Here is a 17128-nt window from a genome sequence, read left to right on the forward strand (position 1 = left end):
GGGGGGCTCACCCTCCTCCCGGAGATGGGCTACGGGAGTGCGGTGCGGGGGAAGGCGAAGATGGTCCGGCCGCAGTTCAGTGGGGTGGCGGTTTCGGTGGCGCACTGGTTCTTGGTCCACTCGGTGAGCGACCAGACCAGGCCTGTGGCGTAGTCGTAGGTGAGCGACTCGGGGTGGAAGCCCCAGCACTCATATGCCGAGCTGTAGGGGTTGGTGCAGGTGTGGGATCTGCCGGTGGAGGTGTTCAGGGCCCACAGCTCGCCTCGTTCGTCCGCCCAGCTGTGCGAGACGTACCAGGTGCCGTTCCACGACAGCACTCCCTGCATGTTGCCGACCCGGGTGCGGTACGCCTGGGCCGCCGGGGTGTAGCCGCTGGCGTTGGCGCTCAGCAGGAAGTTCGGGCCGCCGAGGTTGTACCGGTAGACCCTGCCGTGCAGGGCGGGGTCGCTGAAGTACTCCACGGCGGTCAGGGAGTCGGGGCTGGTGCTGCGGTCCAGGGAGATGGAGGCGAAGCAGGGCACGCCCGTGTCGGTGCTCATGGTGCACGTGCCGCTGGCGTAGCTGTAGAAGCCGACCTCCGGCATCACGTACTGGTAGCCGTAGGCGGCGTACCCGCTGCTCGTCTTGCCGATGGCCGAGCTCGCATCGTTCACCTGCAGGATCTCCGACATGCTGAAGACCCTGATGCCGGTGGAGTTGGCGCCGGTCGCGCTGACGTACAGCTTGTCGCCGTACCACGCCATGCCGCCCATATGAGCTTTTGCCGGGCCGAAGGTGTTGTTGGAGTAGCTGGTGGCGTTCGAGTTGGTGGTGCCGTCCGTCGGCGCGACCAGGTAGACCCAGCGGTACTTCGGCGCCGAGGGGTTGGTGTAGTCGATGAAGGCGACCCTGGCGTCGTTGTTGCGGGCGTTCGCACCGCACTCGCCGGAGTTGCAGTAGTTCCAGCCGCTGATGATGGCCTTGTACGCGCCCCAGGTGCCGTCGTCGTCGGCGTCCCCGGAGGTGGTGAGGCTCTGCGGGATCCAGGTCGTGGTGCTCGCGTCACCGCTGTCCCAGCACCAGCTGACCGTGGCGGCGGGCTTGATCGGCAGCCCCGCGGCCTCGGTGCTGTCGCAGGTGCGCATGGGGTGGTTGGCGCTCGTCATGACGTCGGCGAAGTCGACCTGCGTGAGGCCCGACTGCGCCTTGAGAGTGCTCAGCCCGGTCGTCGGGTGCCAGATGACGCCGGCTCCGGAGACGGCGACGAGCGGGGTTCCGTAGGCGGAGTCGTTGACGGGGTCGGCCTGCGCCGCCGTGGCGGCGGCGAGCGGGGCGGCGGCTAGCAGGAGGATGGCGGCGATTCTGGCCACGGCTTTGGACAAGGGGCGTCCTCTCCATCCTGTTGAGAGGCGGACAGCAGAAAGCATGGAAGCCGGAGTGGCCGCACAGATAGCACTAAACACGTCTGAGTCGGACGAAATTGATGTCAATCCCGGTGGTTAAGGTGGCTGCTGTGATGGCCACCCCTCTGAAGTTGTCGCGCGGGCTGCTCTTCATCACCGACGGCTCGCCCGCCTACGCGCGCCGATACACGCACCAGGGCGTGGAGCCCGTGCACACGCACAGCTTCGTGGAGATCGCCGTCGTGGTCGCCGGGACGGCCGTCCACCTTTCCTCGTCGGGACGGCAGGAACTGCGGGCCGGGGACGTCGTCCTGCTGCGTCCGGGCGTCTGGCACGGGTACGAGGACTGCGCGCGGCTCGCCCTGTACAACTGCTGCATCGGCACCGACCTCCTCCGCAACGAGCTGTCCTGGACGCGCAAGGACCCCCGGCTGGGTTACCTGCTCTGGACCGGGCCGCACTCGTTGCAGCGCCGCGGCCTGCTGACCACTCACCTGGACGAAGTTGATCTCCGTACGTGCGTCGGCTACCTGGAGGCGCTCGACCGGCTGCGCGATCGCAGCATCCAGCAGCACCGGGCCGACGTCATCGGCTGGCTCTCGCTCTTCCTCGGGCACCTGTCCCGCACCGTCGACACCGGCCAGGACGAGGCGGCGGCCGACTGCTCGGTGACGCATCCGACGGTCATGCGGGTGGTGGGCATGGTGGAAGGCGACCTCGCCCACGACTGGACGCTGGCCGAGCTGGCCGGGGCTGTCGCGCTCAGCCCCGCCTACCTGGTGCGGCTCTTCAAGTCGGCCACCGGGTTGCCGCCGATGGCCTACTTGGGTCGGCTGCGGGTCGAGACGGCGGCCGACCTGCTGTTGCGTACTGATGAGCCGGTGACGTCGATCGCCCGGGCGGTGGGGTGGCCGGACCAGAGCCACTTCGCGCGCCGCTTCAAGGCGTATTTCGGGCTTAGTGCGACGACTTATCGGAACCGGTTTCGCACCTAGGTGGCTGGCCTACGTTCCCGCACTCCCCGCCGTACTTCGGCTGGGGTCCTTTTTGTGAGCGGGGGCGGTGGTTGCTGGGGTCCTTCTGTGGAGTGGGGATGGTGGTTGCTGGGGTCCTTTTGTGGAGCGGGGCGGCGATCGTTCGTGGTGCTGGTGGCGGAGCGGTATCTGTGGGAACGCGGCTAGCCGAGCAGTAGGCGGGCCGGACCGTGCAGGCCGGTCACCCGTTGTCCCGGGAAGACGAAGTGGGTGGGGCTGACCGCGTCGAGGTGTGGCGCCAGCGTGCCGTACACCTCGACCTCGACCGTGTTCTCACCGGCCCGCAGTGCCGCGCCGACGTCGAACCGGTACGGCGAGCACACCCTGATCCCGCACGAGTGACCGTTGACCCGCACCTCCGCGGTGCCGCGCACTCGGCCGAGGTCCATGAGGCCGGTGGCCGGGCGCTCGTCGAGACGTACGGTGCGGCGATAGCGGACGCCGCCGCTGTACTCCGGCAGGCCGGTTCGCTCCCAGTCGCCCAGCTCGATCGGGCCGGGGCCGGTCTCGATCTCGATCGGTCCGGTGAGGATGGCGCCGCCGGTGTGCCCGGCCTCGGTCACCACCCTCAGCAGGGCCTCGCGCGGCCCGGCCCGCCCGTCGAGGGACGTCTCCAGACAGCCGGAGCCCTCCGCCACCCTCTTCCCGTCGACCAGCAGCTCGGCGGCGCCGCGCAACGGCACCCGCAGGGCGGTCGCGCCCGGTGGGACCTCGAAGCGCAGCCACTCGACGCGCCCCGCCGTACCCTCCTCCGCCAGCACGACCGGCAGAACGACCGGCGACGCGACCGGTTCGTCCCCTGACAGCCAGGCGGTGCCGGGGAGCGGGTGCGGGCGGCGCGGCAGGTGTAGGGCGGCGGGGTCGTGGTACTGCGTCCTGCGGGTCTCGGCCGGGGCGCGCTCGCCGTCATGCGTCGCCCACCAGCCGGGCCCGGAGGTGACGCAGCCGTCGACCAGGACCGGCTCGGCGCCGTCTCCCACGCGGATGGTCACCTCGTTCGCGCCGGGCCGCAGCACTCCGGCCAGGTTGTAGCGGCGTACCCGGGGCTTGCGCTCGTCGGCGTACGGGTCGAAGCCGCCCTGCCGCCCCATCTCCACCCCGTTGACCAGCACCTGGCAGGCCGTCATCGAGGCCACCTGGAGCAGCGTGCCCTTCGGCGTGAACGAAGCGGTCAGCTCGGCCGGCCCCGCCGGGCCGGTGATCCATTCCGGGCGCAGGTAGTGCTCGGGGCTGGCCACGACGGCGACGTGCGCGCGCAGCCACTCGTCGTCCTCGGGCACCAGCCGGACCTCCAGCAGGTGGCTGCCGGGCGAGAGCGGCCGGCGGGCGAGCGCCAGGTAGCCCCTGTCGTCCAGCTCGACGTCATGGCCGTCGACCCGCACCGCCTTGGCGGCTGCCGCGCCGATCGCGAGGAACCCGTGCTCCGGCACGGTCAGCTCGGCCCTGAACCAGGCGCTCTTCCCCATGGCCACCTCGCCGAAGTCCAGGAACTCCTCCGGCACGTGACCCTTGGGCCCGAGCGTCCGGCGGTGGATGGGGTCCTTCCTGATGCCACGCGAGGTTGAGAACACCGCGGGCCGCCACTCGCCGCCGTCGACCCGTGAGCTGCCGTGCGAGCCGTACGTCGCGTACGCGGGCCGCCACTTCAGGCTGTTCACGCGGTGCTCGACCTCCCAGCGGTGCAGGACCGGTCCGGAGTGGCCGAGGTCGCCCCAGGTGTCGTCCAGCGTGGGTACGAGCTCCATCTCCCAGCCGGAGCCGAGGTCGAGCTCCCGCGTGGGGGGCGCGGCCGGTTCGGGCGTCGCCGCCTGCTCGCCGGTCTCGCCGGTCTCGCTGGTCTCGCCGGTGAAGACGAGCAGTGCGGCGGGACCGGCGTCGAACGGCACGACGACCTCGGTGTGCTCGCCGTCCACCGTGTACGGCAACGCGCGCACACCACCCCCGAACGGGTCCACCAGCAGTGGCGTCCCCGAGACGCCGTGCACCCGCACCGGCATCTCGGCGGCGTACCGGCCGGGGTCGAAGTCGATGGTGGCCGAGTCCCAGCCCTGGTCGGTGCCGCGGTCGTCGGGCCGTTCGACCGACACCCGGCTCGCCATGGGGAAGGTGGCCTGAAGGTAGACGATGGTGGTGCCGTCGAACTCCCGTACCAGCGGGGGGACCGGCGCCTCGACCCGGCGCAGCGGCGACAGCAGCGGGCCGAGGTCGGCCGTCGTCGCGGCGAAGCGGACCCGCGAGCGCAGCGGGCCCTCGGGGCGCGCGCCGACGGCGACGACCAGCCCGCCTTCGTCGACGAACGCCACGAGCGCCTCCTCCGTGGCCGGATCGAGCGTGACGCACGCGGGCAGCACGATCGCGGCATAGGACTCGTCCGCGACCGCCAGCCGCGTCCGTGCCGTAGAGTTCACGCCCGCGCCGGAGTGGGCCGTGGTGGGTCGGATGGTGGCTCGCTGGAGTGAGTCGTCGTCGATCACGTCGGCGTCCAGGCCGAGCCGGTCCAGGGCGCCGGGCCGCATCCGGAACCACGCCATCTCGCCCACGATCTCGCGGTAGACCTCCTGCGCCCGCGCGGCCTCCGCCGCCACGCCGTCGAGCCGCGTGCTCGCCTGGGCGGTCGCGGTGGGCATGAGAACCGCCAGGTCGCAGGCGTGCCGGCCCAGCGACAGGATCGCGCACAGCCGGGTGACGGCGTCGGCGAAGACGCGGTGGTGCCGCCAGTACGGCTGGCGCCAGTCCGTGGACGGCGGCGCCCACTCCCACCACCCGGCCTTGGTCGTGTAGTAGACGGCGTGCGGGTTGTAGAGCGTGGCTCCGGCCCGCAGCCAGGGGAGCAGCCAGTCGAAGGTCTCCTCCAGCGTGCCGCCCCAGCCGCTGGAGTGGAACGCCTCGATCCAGGTGCGCGGCCGGTCGTACAGGTGGGCCAGCGAGGAGTGCACCCGCGCGTCACCGTGATGGTCGGAGCCCGGCGCACTGAACCAGCGGTGGGTGCGCGCGTAGTCGGCGTACAGCTGGACGCCCTCCACCGGGTAGCCGGCGCGGGCGGGATCCTGCTGGTCGCAGCCGCTCAGCAGGCCGTGGCGCTCGTGCCAGGCGGCGAGCGGGCGGAAGAACGCCTCCTCCGCCAGCTCGGCTCGGGTGCGCTGGTAGTCCTGGCGTACCTCGCCCGCGCCCTCCCCGTCCGCCCACAGCAGCGGCAGGTGAGGGGTGAGGTCGTAGCCCCGGCGCTTCTCGAACTCCACGGCGAAGGTGTCGGACCAGGTGGGGAGCGAGGGCAGCTCGTCCTGGAAGGAACCGGCGATGACCCGGCCCAGCCGGTGCCCCATCCGGCGCTCGAACTCGCCGTGCACCCGGTCGATCAGCGCCGCGCACGCCTCGGCGGACAGGTAGTCGAAGCCGCGGGTGGTCACCGAGCCGTCCGGCGACAGCCACCGGCCGGCGAAGCGGGGCTCCTGGTCGACCAGCCGGGCCTGGAGGTCGGCGCCCGAGAAACCGAGCTGGTCGTAGAACCACAGGGAGATCCCCAGCTCCTCGGCGTCGGCGCACACCTGCTCCAGCAGGGTCCACCAGTCCTCGGAGAAGAACGGCGGGTCGTCGGCGTCGGAGCCGAACATCGGTCCCGACGGCGCCAGGTTGAGTATCACGAGGTTCCACACGCCGCCCTCGGCGAACCGCTCCAACTGCCAGCGCAGCCGGTCGTGTCTCAACCGCTCGCCGCTCCACCACCAGATGGCCGCAGGGGAGTACGCCCGAGGCGGGTGACGCAGGATGTCGGCGAGCTCGGCCGGCAGGGTCATGGCAGCTCCAAAGGGTCCAAAGGAGAGGTGGCCACAGCCACCACGTCGTAGGACAGGTTCAGCTCGTCGAGGCCGGACAGCGCCTCCGGCCGGGCGCCGTCGTCCACGATGACATGGTCGAACGTCTGGAGGCTCGTGACCCGGTACAGCGCTGTCCTGGCCAGTTTGGTGTGGTCGATCAGCAGCACGCTGCGGGTCGCGGCGGCGAGCATCGCCCGTTTCACCGGCACGATGTGCTGCTCCTGGTGGTAGGCGTACTCGCCGGTCACCGCCGAGGTGGAGACGAAGCACAGGTCCGCCTGCAGGGCCGCGACCGCGTCGGTGCAGGAGACGCCGAGGAAGGAGTTGTGCAGCACGTCGTAGTCGCCGCCCAGCGCGATCAGCCGGATGCCGGGCATGCCGGCGACCAGTTCGATCGTCGTCAGGAAGTTGGTGACGACGGTCAGCGGTGCCAGCGGCTCCAGCTTCCTGGCCAGTGCCAGGCTGGTGGTGGAGTCGTCGAGTATGACGGCCATGCCGGGCTCGACCAGCTCCACCGCCCTGGCGGCGATCGCGTCCTTCTCCCTGCGCATCGACTTCTCGCGGAAGGCGACGTTGCTCTCGAAGACGCTGGACGGCTGCGCCGTGACGCCGCCGCGCAGCTTGCGGACGATCCCCTGGCGTTCCAGCTCGTTGAGATCGCGGTGGATCGTCATCACGCTGACCTGGAACAGCTCGGCCAGCTCGGCGGCCGCGAGCTCGCCCTTGGCGTGGATCCGCTCCGCGATGGCCTCCTGCCGCCGCGCGGGTCCCCGCCGGGCTTCCCTGTCGTCGGTCATCATGGCTGTCTCCGGAGGGGGTTTCCGCGAAGCGGAGGGAGCATAACGCGGCTTAACATTGACATGTGATTCTCACGCTGTCCAGCGTTACAATGAGCCCTACCTCGTAACATCCGACGAGCGGTCTTGAAAGTGAAGTCCCAGCTCAGGCTGGCTGTGGTGGCTCGGCGCGCGGAGTATCGCGGCGGCTGTTATTTTCACATCTGACGTGATGGGCCGCTGACCTCGATCGGTGATCTAGGGCGCGGACCCCTGGCTTTGGCCGTGGGGGTGAGCTCTTCTGTCGAATCTTTGAGCGGTAGATGAGTCGTTGCTTTATGTTGGCCCAGGTGGCGGTGACCTTGCTCACGACCGGCAACATCGCCTTCCAGTGCGTCTTCCAGGTGGTGTGGTGCCCTAAGTACCGCGGGCGGGTGCTGGGCGGAGAGGTCGAGGAACGGCTCATGCAGCTCATTCGCGAGGTGATCGAGGAGAATGGGGGGCGTGGCTGGTGGAGCTGGACGTCATGCCTGACCATGTGCATCTGCTGGTCGAGGTGGGTCCGCGGTTCGGGATCCACAAGCTGGTCAAGGCCGTCAAGGGTCGCTCTTCGCGTGTCCTGCGTCAGGAGTTTGCGAGCTTGAGGTCGAAGCTGCCGACGCTGTGGACCAGCTCCTCCTGCTTCGTGGCCACCGTCGGAGGGGCGCCTCTGGAGGTCGTCAGGCGGTACGTCGAGAACCAGAAGAACCGGTGATCGCGGATGATGGCCGGACGTAGGTACCGCCTGGATCTGACTGCCGGCCAGGCGGAGTTCGCCGAGCGGATCGGCGGCGCATGCCGCAGCGTGTGGAATACCGCTCTGGAGCAGCGCCGCATCTATCGCCGCCGGGGGGCGTGGATCGGCTACCACGACCAGGCCCGCCAGCTCGCCGAGGCCAAACGGGAATTCGCGTGGCTGGGCGAGGTGCCCGGCCACTGCCTGCAGCAGACGTTGATCGACCTGGACCAGGCGTGTTCCCGGCACGGCACGTGGAAGGTCCGCTGGAAGTCCAGGGTAAGGAACGCTCCGAGCTTCCGGTTTCCGGAAGGCGCCAAGATCGCCATCGAGCGGTTGAACCGGCGCTGGGCGCGGGCGAAACTCCCCAAGCTCGGCTGGGTCCGCTTCCGCATCACCCGCCCGCTGGGCGGGACGGTCAAGAACGCCACCGTCAGCCGGGACGGCCAGCACTGGTACGTCAGCTTCCTCGTCGAGGACGGCGTGATCGCACCCGGGCGGCACGCCAGCCCGGGCAGTGCGGTCGGTATCGACCGGGGCGTGGTCAAGGTCGTCACTCGCTCGGACGGATATTTCCATCACCAGGTGTTCGCCCGGGATCGGGAAGTCGAGCACGCCAAGAAGCTTCAGCGGGACTTCGCCCGGACCACGAAGGGGTCGGCCCGGCGCAGGGATGCTGCCGCGCGGGCCGCCCAACTGGCGCGGAAGATCCGCCGACGCCGACAGGACTTCGCCGCCAAGACCGCCTGCGCCCTGGCTACGAGCTTTGAGCTGGTGGTGTTCGAGGCGCTGGCGACCAGGAACATGACCGCCGGTGTCGCGCCCAGGCCGGATCCCGAACGGCCGGGTGTGTTCCTGCCGAACGGGGCCGCGGGCAAGTCTGGCCTGAATCGCAGCATTCTGGGCAAGGGCTGGCATCGGATCGAGCTGGCCGCCCGCAGCAAGGCCCGGTACACGGGCACCAATGTGATCACGGTTAATCCGGCGTACACGAGTCAGACGTGCAACGTGTGCACGGTGGTGGATCGGAGGTCCCGCGAGAGCCAAGCGGTCTTCCGGTGCACCTCGTGCGGACACACCGAGCACGCCGACGTGAACGCCGCCAAGAACATCCTCACCGCCGGGAGGGCGGAGCACGCACAGCCCAGACCGGGTGTGCGGGTTGGGGCGCGCAAACCACGCAACCGCGTGGGCCGGAAGGTGAACCGCCAAGCAACAGCAGCCCAGGCCACCGCGCAGACGGAGCCCGAGCTGGCTGGAATCCCCCGACCTTAGTCGTGGGGAGCGCTTCAAATATACGTTTTCTTGACGCCCTAACCAGGCAAAACACCCATCTCTCTTCATTAATGTGCCTAGTGCGCGATGTTGATGGAGGGTGACCGGGATGGTGCTGGCGAAACGGCCGGTCGCTACGGAGGGGACGCTGCGGTCGTGGCTGCTGGAGGGGCTGCAGACCGACCGCAAGCAGATCGAGCACGGTCCGCATGTGAAGCACTCGTGGTGGCGGGTGATGTGCCTGACCGGTGTCGACTACTTCTCCACGCTCGGCTACCAGCCGGGCATCGCCGCACTGGCGGCCGGGCTGCTGTCGCCGCTGGCCACGCTGTTCCTGGTGGCCCTGACGTTGCTGGGCGTGCTGCCGGTCTATCGGCGGGTGGCCGAGGAGAGCCCGTACGGGCAGGGCTCGATCGCGATGCTGGAGAAGCTGGCGCCGCAGTGGTGGGGCAAGTTCTTCGTGCTGACCTTGCTCGGGTTCGCGGCCACCGACTTCGTGATCACGATGACGCTGTCGGCGGCCGACGCCACCGCGCACCTGCTGGAGAACCCGTTCGTGCCCGACTTCCTGGCCGGACAACGGGTGATCGTCACGCTGGTGCTGCTGGCGCTGCTCGGCGGGGTGTTCCTGATGGGGTTCAGCGAGGCGATCGGCATCGCCGTCCTGCTCGTCTTCGTCTATCTCGGGCTGAACGCGGTGGTGGTGGCCACCGCGATCGCGCACGTGCTGGAGGCGCCGGGGGTGGTCGTGGACTGGGAGCAGGCGCTGAGCACGAGTTACCGCAGTCCGCTGGCGATGATCGGGCTGTCGCTGCTGGTGATGCCCAAGCTCGCACTGGGCATGTCCGGGTTCGAGACCGGCGTGGCGGTGATGCCGGTGGTCAAGGGGGACATCCCGCAGCGGATCGCGGGGACCAGGCGGTTGCTGACGGTCGCGGCGCTGATCATGAGCGTGTTCCTGATCTTCTCCAGCTTCGTGACCACCGTGCTCATCCCGCACCACGAGTTCGAGGAGGGCGGCAAGGCCAACGGGCGCGCGCTGGCGTACCTGGCTCACGAGTACCTGGGCAACTGGTTCGGCACCGCCTACGACGTCAGCACGATCGCGATCCTCTGGTTCGCCGGGGCTTCGGCGATGGCCGGTCTGATCAATCTGGTGCCGCGATATCTGCCCCGTTACGGCATGGCGCCGGAGTGGACCGGGGCCGTGCGGCCGCTGGTGCTGGTCTTCTCCGCCATCGGGTTCGCCATCACGATCATCTTCCAGGCCGACGTCGACGCCCAGGGCGGCGCGTACGCCACTGGCGTGCTGGTGCTCATGCTGTCGGCGGCGGTCGCGGTGACGCTGTCGGCGCGGACCAAGAGGCAGCACCGGGCGACCGCGGGGTTCGGCGTCATCTCGGCCGTGCTGGCGTACACGCTGGTCGACAACGTCTTCGAGCGGCCGGACGGCGTGAAGATCGCCTCGTTCTTCATCGCGGCCATCGTCGTCACGTCGCTGATCTCGCGGGCGACCCGCTCCACGGAACTGCGGGTCACCCAGGTGCACCTGGACCCGCTGGCGGAGGAGTTCGTCAATGAGGCGTGCGGCGAGATCCATGTGCTCGCGAACGAGCCGCACCAGCGCGATCAGGCCGAGTACAACGACAAGCTGCGAGAGACGTGGATCAACCACCGGTTGCGCAGCTCCGAGCCGTGCCTGTTCGTCGAGGTGTCGGTGCCGGACGCGTCGGAGTTCGAGACCGAGCTGCACGTCAAGGGCGAGGAGCGGTACGGCCACAAGATCCTCACCATCGAGAGCTCGGCCGTGGCCAACGCGCTGGCCGCGCTCCTGATCTACCTGCGTGACCGCACCGGCGGCGCGCCGCACATCTACTTCCACTGGACCGAGGGCAACCCGATCGTGGCGATGCTGCGTTACCTGGTCTTCGGCGGCGGCGACGTACCGGCGCTGACCCGCGAGGTCCTCCGCAAGGCCGAGCCGGACCTCGAACGCCGACCGCACGTCCACGTCGGCTGATGCCACCTTGGGTTCAGGGGCGGAACGCCCTGAGGGTGAGCTCCACCAGGGCGTCGGCGTACTCGGGGGTGAGCGGCCCGGAGCGGTGCAGCCAGCGCTGGTAGAGGGGGGCGTACAGCAGTTCGAGCGCCAGGTCGAGGTCGGCGTCCGCGGCGAGCTGACCCGCCCGCTGCGCGCTCCGCAGCCGTGCCTTCTTGGCCTCGTCCACGGGGCCGGCCAGCTTCTCGCGGTATTGGGCGGCGAGCTCCGGATCGTTGATGATCTCCGAGTTGAGCGCCCGGATCGGCGCCTCGAAGCCGGGGTCGGCGAACTCGGCGACGGTCGCGCGCATGACGGTCTTGAGGTCGGCTTCGATGTCGCCCGTGTCGGGCAGCGCGAGCCCTTCGGCTCCCTCGCTGAGCGCCAGGAACGAGTCGAAGATCACCGCTCCTCGGCTGCGCCACCAGCGGTAGATCGTCTGCTTGCCCACCCCGGCCCGTGCCGCGATGGCCTCGATCGTGACCTTCGCGTAGCCCACCTCGGTGACCAGCTCGCGGGCCGCGTCGAGGATCGCCTGGCGTGATCGCTCGTTGCGACGGGCGGGGTCCGGCTGTTTCGCGGTGGACATGCGGATGAGGATAGCAGCTTCACGAGACGAGACGTTCCGTCTTGACGAATGAGGGTGATGGGTGCAAGCTGTGCCTGCGAGACGAACCGTCTCGTCTTGAACGAGAGGAGGTGGGGCCCGTGACGGCCACCCGAGTGTGGTTCATCACCGGGGCGTCCCGGGGGTTGGGCCGGGCGTTCGCGGAGTCGGCGCTGGCTGCGGGAGACCGGGTCGTGGCCGCGGCCCGCGATGTCGAGCCGCTCGCGGCACTGGCGGAAGAGCATCCAGACCGTCTTGTACGCCTGGCCATGGACGTCTCCGATCGCGCGGCGGTCCGGGAAGGCGTGGACCGGGCGGCGGCGGCCTTCGGGCGGCTCGACGTGGTGGTCAACAACGCCGGAGGGATGCTGTTCGGCATGCTGGAGGAGGCCACCGAGGAGCAGGTCAGGGCGCATTTCGACGTCAACTTCTTCGGCGCGATCTGGGTCGCCCAAGCCGTCGTCCCGTACCTGCGGGCGCAGGGCTCCGGGCACATCCTCCAGGTCACCTCGATGGGCTCCGGCGGGGGATTCGCCTCGGTCGGCCTGTACGCGGCGGGCAAGTCGGCGCTCGACTCGGTCAGCCAGTCGCTGGCGATGGAGGTCGAGCCGTTCGGGATCAAGGTCACGATCGTCCAGCCGGGCGGGTACAACACCGGGCTGTTCACGGTCGGCACCACCGTCACCGAGCACCTGCCCGAGTACGAGCCCCTGCGGCAGAAGCTGGCCGAGGTCTGGGGCGACGACGCCGGACCCGAGCCGAGCACGGCCGCACCCGTCATCATGGAGCTGGTCGACCTTCCGGACCCGCCGCTGCGGCTGATCGTCGGCGGCCACTCGTACGACCTCGTCCAGCAGATGGAGCAGGCCCGGACGGAGGAGTACCGCGCCTGGGAGCACCTCAGTCGCAAGGCGCCAGGTTGAGCGCTCCAAACACCCGGTTGTCAGGAAAAATGCGTATATGAGACAGCCCATCCTGGGCGAGGCTGACGGCAGTACGCTGCTCTGCATGCGCAGACGGGTGATCGACGACCGATTCGAGCTGGTGGAACGGCTCGGCGGCGGCGGCATGGGCCTCGTCTGGCGGGCCTGGGACGTGGCCCTGCACCGGGAGGTCGCGCTCAAGGAGGTACGACCGCCCGATCCCGACATGGACGAGCGCGATCCCGAGGCCGCCCGCGAGCTGCGGGCCAGGGTGCTCCGCGAGGCCCGCGCCCTGGCCCGGCTGAACCACCCGCACGTCGTGACCATCCACCACATCGTGGACAACGGCGACAGCGGCTACCCCTGGCTCGTCATGGAACTGGTCTCCGGCGGCTCGCTTCAGGAACGCCTCGAACACGGCCCGATGACGCCGCAGGAGACCGCGCGTCTCGGCCGCGAGATCCTGTCCGCGCTGCGGGCCGCGCACGCCGTCGGCATCCAGCACCGCGACGTCAAACCCGCCAACGTCCTGCTGCGGCCGGACGGCCGTTCGGTGCTCACCGACTTCGGCATCGCCGCGGTACGCGAGTCCACCAGCCTGACGGCGACCGGCTCGTTCATCGGCTCGCCCGAGTACATCGCGCCGGAGCGCATCAACGGCTACGAGGGCGACCCGGCCTCGGACCTGTGGTCGCTGGGGATGCTGCTGTACGTCGCCGTCGAAGGCCGCCACCCGCTCCGCCGGGCCACCACGCTGGCGACGCTGGCCGCGGTGCTCAACCAGGACGTGCCGCCGCCGCAGCGGGCCGGCGCGCTCGGTCCGGTGCTCGGTTACGTGCTCACGCGCGACCTGGCCGCCCGGCCGGACGGCGAGACGTTGGATCGCATGCTCGCCTCGGTGACCGACGCCTCCGCGTCGATGCCCGCGCCTCCGGGCTGGGCCCCGGGCCCGCCACTCGCGCAGCCGCCGAACAGCGGCCCGCCGTTCCAGCAGTCGCCCACCGGTCCGTCGTTTCCGCAGTCACCTACTGGCCCGTCGTTTCCGCAGTCACCCACTGGCCCGTCGTTTTCGCAGCCGAACAGCGGCCAGCCGAACAGCGGCCAGCCGTTCCCGCCGCCGCACATGGGCTCGCAGTCCGGCATGGGCCCGCAGTCCGGCATGGGCCCGCAGCCGAACATGGGCCCGTACTCGGCCATGGGTCCGCAGTACCCCCAGCAGAACACCAGCCCGCCACTCCCGCGCCCGGTCACCGGACCCGTGAGCCGCCGCCGCCCGCGGCGCGGTGCCCACCCGGCCACGGTCGCGGTGTCCGCCGCCGTGGTCGTGGTGGTGGGCGTGCTGGTGTGGACGTTCCTGCCCGCGCTGAACGGCGGCGCCGACGACGATCCGCAGGCACTGAAGACCGCGGAGCCGACCAGCTCCGCCACCAGGTCCACCAAGAAGAGCACCAGCAAGCCCACCGAGACCGCCGACCCGGGCAACCTGCTGACCCCGGCGGGTGTCCGGACCATGATCTCCAAGCTGAAGCCGGTGATAGGCGGCACCAAGGTCTTCCGGCTGACGCTGTACCCGGAGTACGCGAGCCTCGAGGCGCCGGTCAAGGGCGAGAAGGGCATCTACGACAGCTACGCCTACCGCGACGGCGCAGTCACGAGCCAGCCCGCCAGCGGCAGCACGGACGAGACCCCGATAGATCTTGCCAAGTTCGACTGGGACCGCCTCCCCGCACTGTTGCGCAAGGCGGACAAGGAGCTGGGTGTCCCCAAGCCCACCACCCACTACGTGATCGTGGACCCCTCCTTCGCCTTCGTGGGCGGCGTCCACGATTCGATGATGATCTATGTGGGCGACAAATACCGGACGGCCTACCTGGTGGCCAACGTCAACGGCAAGGTGATCAAGACCAATCCGGCGTGACCGGCATCTCCCGCTGCCGCCGTAGCGGTGAGAACACCAGCCAGAGCACCGCCAGCCAGGAACAGCTCACCGCGACGGCCAGGGTCGCGCGGGCACCGAGCCAGGCGCCGAGGATCCCTGCCAGCAGCCCGCCGATCGGCATCGCGCCGCGGATCATCCACCGGATGCTCGCGTTCATCCGGCCGAGCAGTTCGGGTGGGCAGATCGACTGCCGGAAGGCGATCTGCAGCACGTTGTACGCGACAGTGGACAGCCGCGAGGCGAACAGCCCCGCCGCGACGGCCAGCACTCCCCAGCCGGGCCCGCCTATCGGGATGAGGAGCGCGAACCCCCCGAGGTACAGCTTCCCCGCCCATAACGCCCGGGCCCCGCCCACCCATCGCGCGAACGACGTGGCGAGCACCCCGCCCACGATCCCGCCGGCACTGCCCAGCCCCAGCACCAGCCCGAGCGTGGCGGGATCGGTGCCGAGGTCGCCGAGCAGGAAGACGACGACGAGCGTGGTGACCATGGCGTCACAGAGGTTCGAGATCGAGCTGCACGCCACGACGCGCCGCAGCACCGGGTGCCGCAGCACGAAGGTGATTCCCTCGGCCGCCTCCCGGCGCATGCTCCGGTCCCCGCGGTCGGCGGGCCGCGGTTCGGGACTGCGGATCAGCAGCAGGGTCACGATGCCGATCACGTACGAGAGGCAGTCCACGACCATCACCCGAGCCGCGCTGTGCAGCACCGTCATCAGGCCGCCCGCCAGGGAGGGACCACCGGCGACGGCCACCGCGTTGGTCGTGGCGATCTTGCCGTTGCCCTCGATGAGCCGCCGCCGCGACATCAGGACCGGCAGGTAGCTCTGGCAGGCGATCTCGAAGACGACATTGATCGAACCCACGAGGAACGCCACCGCGTACAGGTGAATGATCGTCAGCCCGCCCAGTGCCGCCGCGACGGGAACCGAGGCCACCACCACGCCCCGCGCCACACCGCAGCCGATCATCAGCGGGCGCTTGACGACGCGGTCGACGATCATCCCGGCGGGCAGCGTCATGACCAGCCAGGCGGCCGTGCTGAAGGCGGTCAGCACCCCCACCTCGAAGGTCGAGGCGCGGAGCATGGTGATGGCCGTGAGCGGCACCGCCAGCGTCGTGACGGCGGCACCCAGATCGCTGATGCTCTGCCCGGTCCAGAAGAGCATGAAGTCGCGATTCTTCAGGAGCGTGCCGTCCTGTTCGGACGCCGGCCGGTTGATGGTCACAACCTCACTTTGCGGTCTTGGAGTGCCTTACCCGCACCTAACACCTGATCCGCCATGCTCAACGGGACCGGAAGGGGTCTTGTCGTGAAAGAGCGGGCCTGGGGCCGGGTACTCCCGTGGAACCGGCTGGGGCTCCGGATGCGCCTCACGCTCCTGTACGGCTGCTCGTTCTTCGTCGCCGGCTCGCTGCTGCTCTGGTCTACGTACCTGATCACCGGGCAGGCGCTGAACGAGCAGTTCTCCCCGGGGCCCAGGGTGGTGAGCGGCGAGCGTGCCGAGGGCGTGCCAGGGGACGCGGTCAAAGGCGAGGTGTTCTTCCAGCGGGTCAACGTCAAGCAGCGGGCGGACGGCGTGCTCGACGAGATGCTGCGGTCCTCCCTCATCATCATGATCCTGATCGGGGTCATCGCGTTCGTGCTCGGTTACCTGATGGCTGATCGGGCGTTGCGGCCGTTGGATCGGGTGACGGAGACGGCGCGGCGGTTGTCGGAGAGTACGTTGCATGAGCGGATCGGGTTGCGGGGTCCGCATGATGAGGTGAAGCGGCTGGCCGACACGTTCGACGCGATGTTGGATCGGTTGCATCGGGTGTTCGAGGCGCAGCGCAGGTTCATCGGTAATGCCTCGCATGAGTTGCGGACGCCGTTGGCGATCAACCGGACGATTCTGGAGGTGTCGCTGGAGGAGCCGGGGGCCTCGCCGGATCTCAAGGCGCTGGCCCGGGCGTTGCTGGGCACCAACGCCCGTTACGAGCGGCTGATCGAGGGCCTGCTGCTGCTCGCGCAGTCGGAGCAGGAGCTGGCCATCCGCAAGAGCATCGACCTGCGCCAGGTGATCCGGGCCGTGGAGGAGCAGCTCGACCTGCAACCCCGCAAGCGGCCGGTCACCTTCCACCAGGACCTGCGCGCCGTCCTCGCGACGGGCGACCCGCTCCTGCTCGAGCGGTGCGTGTACAACCTGCTGGAGAACGCGATCAAGTACAACGTCCGCGACGGTGACGTGTGGCTGCGCCTGCGTGAGGAGGGCGCGGAGGCGGTCGTCGTGGTGGAGAACACCGGGACGCCCGTCCCGCCGTACGACGTGGACGACCTGTTCGAGCCCTTCCGCCGGCTGCAGGGCGACCGGGTACGGTCGGCGCGCGGCGCCGGGCTGGGACTGTCGATCGTCCGGGCCATCGTCGACGCGCACGGCGGCACGGTCACCGCCGAGGCGCGACCGGAGGGCGGTCTGACCGTCACCATGCGCCTGCCCCGGCTGGAGCGCCGGGCCGCCCTGCGCGCCTGAGCTGAACCGGCGCGTACGTAGATTTTCCGATGTGCGGAATGCGCCCAATGTC

At 69.7% G+C, this 17128-nt stretch carries 11 protein-coding genes and 1 pseudogene; 7 read left to right on the forward strand and 5 right to left on the reverse strand.

From position 1 onward, the window contains the following. Positions 1–29: 29 nt before the first annotated feature. Entirely contained in the window at positions 30–1361 is a 1332-nt protein-coding gene (locus tag KME78_RS27955) for a hypothetical protein (protein WP_219532347.1), read from the reverse strand. Between the two features lie 134 nt (positions 1362–1495). Here KME78_RS27955 and KME78_RS27960 point away from each other — a divergent pair, with 134 nt between their 5' ends. After that, positions 1496–2377, forward strand: coding sequence for an AraC family transcriptional regulator (locus tag KME78_RS27960; RefSeq protein WP_219532348.1), 882 nt, complete (start codon positions 1496–1498; stop codon positions 2375–2377). Positions 2378–2559: 182 nt separating this feature from the next. Here KME78_RS27960 and KME78_RS27965 read toward each other — a convergent pair whose 3' ends face one another. Beyond that, a complete protein-coding gene (locus KME78_RS27965; RefSeq protein WP_219532349.1) occupies positions 2560–6210 on the reverse strand; it encodes a glycosyl hydrolase in 3651 nt (1216 codons plus the stop codon). After that, complete coding sequence (locus KME78_RS27970; RefSeq protein WP_219532350.1) at positions 6207–7031, reverse strand: DeoR/GlpR family DNA-binding transcription regulator; 825 nt, start codon at positions 7029–7031, stop codon at positions 6207–6209. Before KME78_RS27970 ends, KME78_RS27965 begins: the two co-directional genes overlap by 4 nt. A 326-nt stretch (positions 7032–7357) precedes the next feature. On the opposite strand from KME78_RS27970, the pseudogene tnpA reads away from it, so the two are divergent. From tnpA to KME78_RS27985, 3 genes and pseudogenes are all read left to right on the forward strand, one after another. Beyond that, positions 7358–7761, forward strand: a pseudogene (gene tnpA, locus KME78_RS27975) (IS200/IS605 family transposase). A 6-nt stretch (positions 7762–7767) separates the two neighbouring features. Next, positions 7768–9057, forward strand: coding sequence for an RNA-guided endonuclease InsQ/TnpB family protein (locus KME78_RS27980; RefSeq protein ID WP_219532351.1), 1290 nt, complete (start codon positions 7768–7770; stop codon positions 9055–9057). A 109-nt stretch (positions 9058–9166) separates the two neighbouring features. After that, on the forward strand, positions 9167–11077 hold the full coding sequence (locus KME78_RS27985) for an APC family permease (protein WP_219532352.1): 1911 nt from the start codon (positions 9167–9169) through the stop codon (positions 11075–11077). Between the two features lie 13 nt (positions 11078–11090). Here KME78_RS27985 and KME78_RS27990 read toward each other — a convergent pair whose 3' ends face one another. Beyond that, entirely contained in the window at positions 11091–11684 is a 594-nt protein-coding gene (locus KME78_RS27990) for a TetR/AcrR family transcriptional regulator (RefSeq protein ID WP_219532353.1), read from the reverse strand. A 119-nt stretch (positions 11685–11803) separates the two neighbouring features. Between KME78_RS27990 and KME78_RS27995 the strand changes: the two genes are divergently transcribed. Then, a complete protein-coding gene (locus tag KME78_RS27995) occupies positions 11804–12625 on the forward strand; it encodes an SDR family NAD(P)-dependent oxidoreductase (protein WP_219532354.1) in 822 nt (273 codons plus the stop codon). Between the two features lie 37 nt (positions 12626–12662). After that, positions 12663–14543: a serine/threonine-protein kinase gene (locus KME78_RS64700; protein ID WP_246651998.1), complete on the forward strand. Its 1881-nt coding sequence runs from the start codon at positions 12663–12665 to the stop codon at positions 14541–14543. On the opposite strand, the gene KME78_RS28005 is transcribed toward KME78_RS64700, so the two are convergent. Then, positions 14524–15792: an MFS transporter gene (locus KME78_RS28005; protein ID WP_219532355.1), complete on the reverse strand. Its 1269-nt coding sequence runs from the start codon at positions 15790–15792 to the stop codon at positions 14524–14526. The two genes, KME78_RS64700 and KME78_RS28005, sit on opposite strands and share 20 nt — an antisense overlap. A gap of 84 nt (positions 15793–15876) precedes the next feature. On the opposite strand from KME78_RS28005, the gene KME78_RS28010 reads away from it, so the two are divergent. Continuing rightward, complete coding sequence (locus KME78_RS28010) at positions 15877–17076, forward strand: sensor histidine kinase (RefSeq protein ID WP_219532356.1); 1200 nt, start codon at positions 15877–15879, stop codon at positions 17074–17076. Positions 17077–17128 lie beyond the last annotated feature (52 nt).

Origin of the sequence: Nonomuraea guangzhouensis (genome assembly GCF_019396345.1) — a bacterium.
GTDB classification, from domain to species: Bacteria; Actinomycetota; Actinomycetes; order Streptosporangiales; family Streptosporangiaceae; genus Nonomuraea; species Nonomuraea guangzhouensis.

Coding starts and splice junctions, on each gene's coding strand:
- KME78_RS27960 (WP_219532348.1), top strand. CDS start 1,496: ATGGCCACCCCTCTGAAGTTGTCGCGCGGGCTGCTCTTCATCACCGAC.
- KME78_RS27965 (WP_219532349.1), bottom strand. CDS start 6,210: ATGACCCTGCCGGCCGAGCTCGCCGACATCCTGCGTCACCCGCCTCGG.
- KME78_RS27970 (WP_219532350.1), bottom strand. CDS start 7,031: ATGATGACCGACGACAGGGAAGCCCGGCGGGGACCCGCGCGGCGGCAG.
- KME78_RS27980 (WP_219532351.1), top strand. CDS start 7,768: ATGATGGCCGGACGTAGGTACCGCCTGGATCTGACTGCCGGCCAGGCG.
- KME78_RS27985 (WP_219532352.1), top strand. CDS start 9,167: ATGGTGCTGGCGAAACGGCCGGTCGCTACGGAGGGGACGCTGCGGTCG.
- KME78_RS27990 (WP_219532353.1), bottom strand. CDS start 11,684: ATGTCCACCGCGAAACAGCCGGACCCCGCCCGTCGCAACGAGCGATCA.
- KME78_RS64700 (WP_246651998.1), top strand. CDS start 12,663: ATGAGACAGCCCATCCTGGGCGAGGCTGACGGCAGTACGCTGCTCTGC.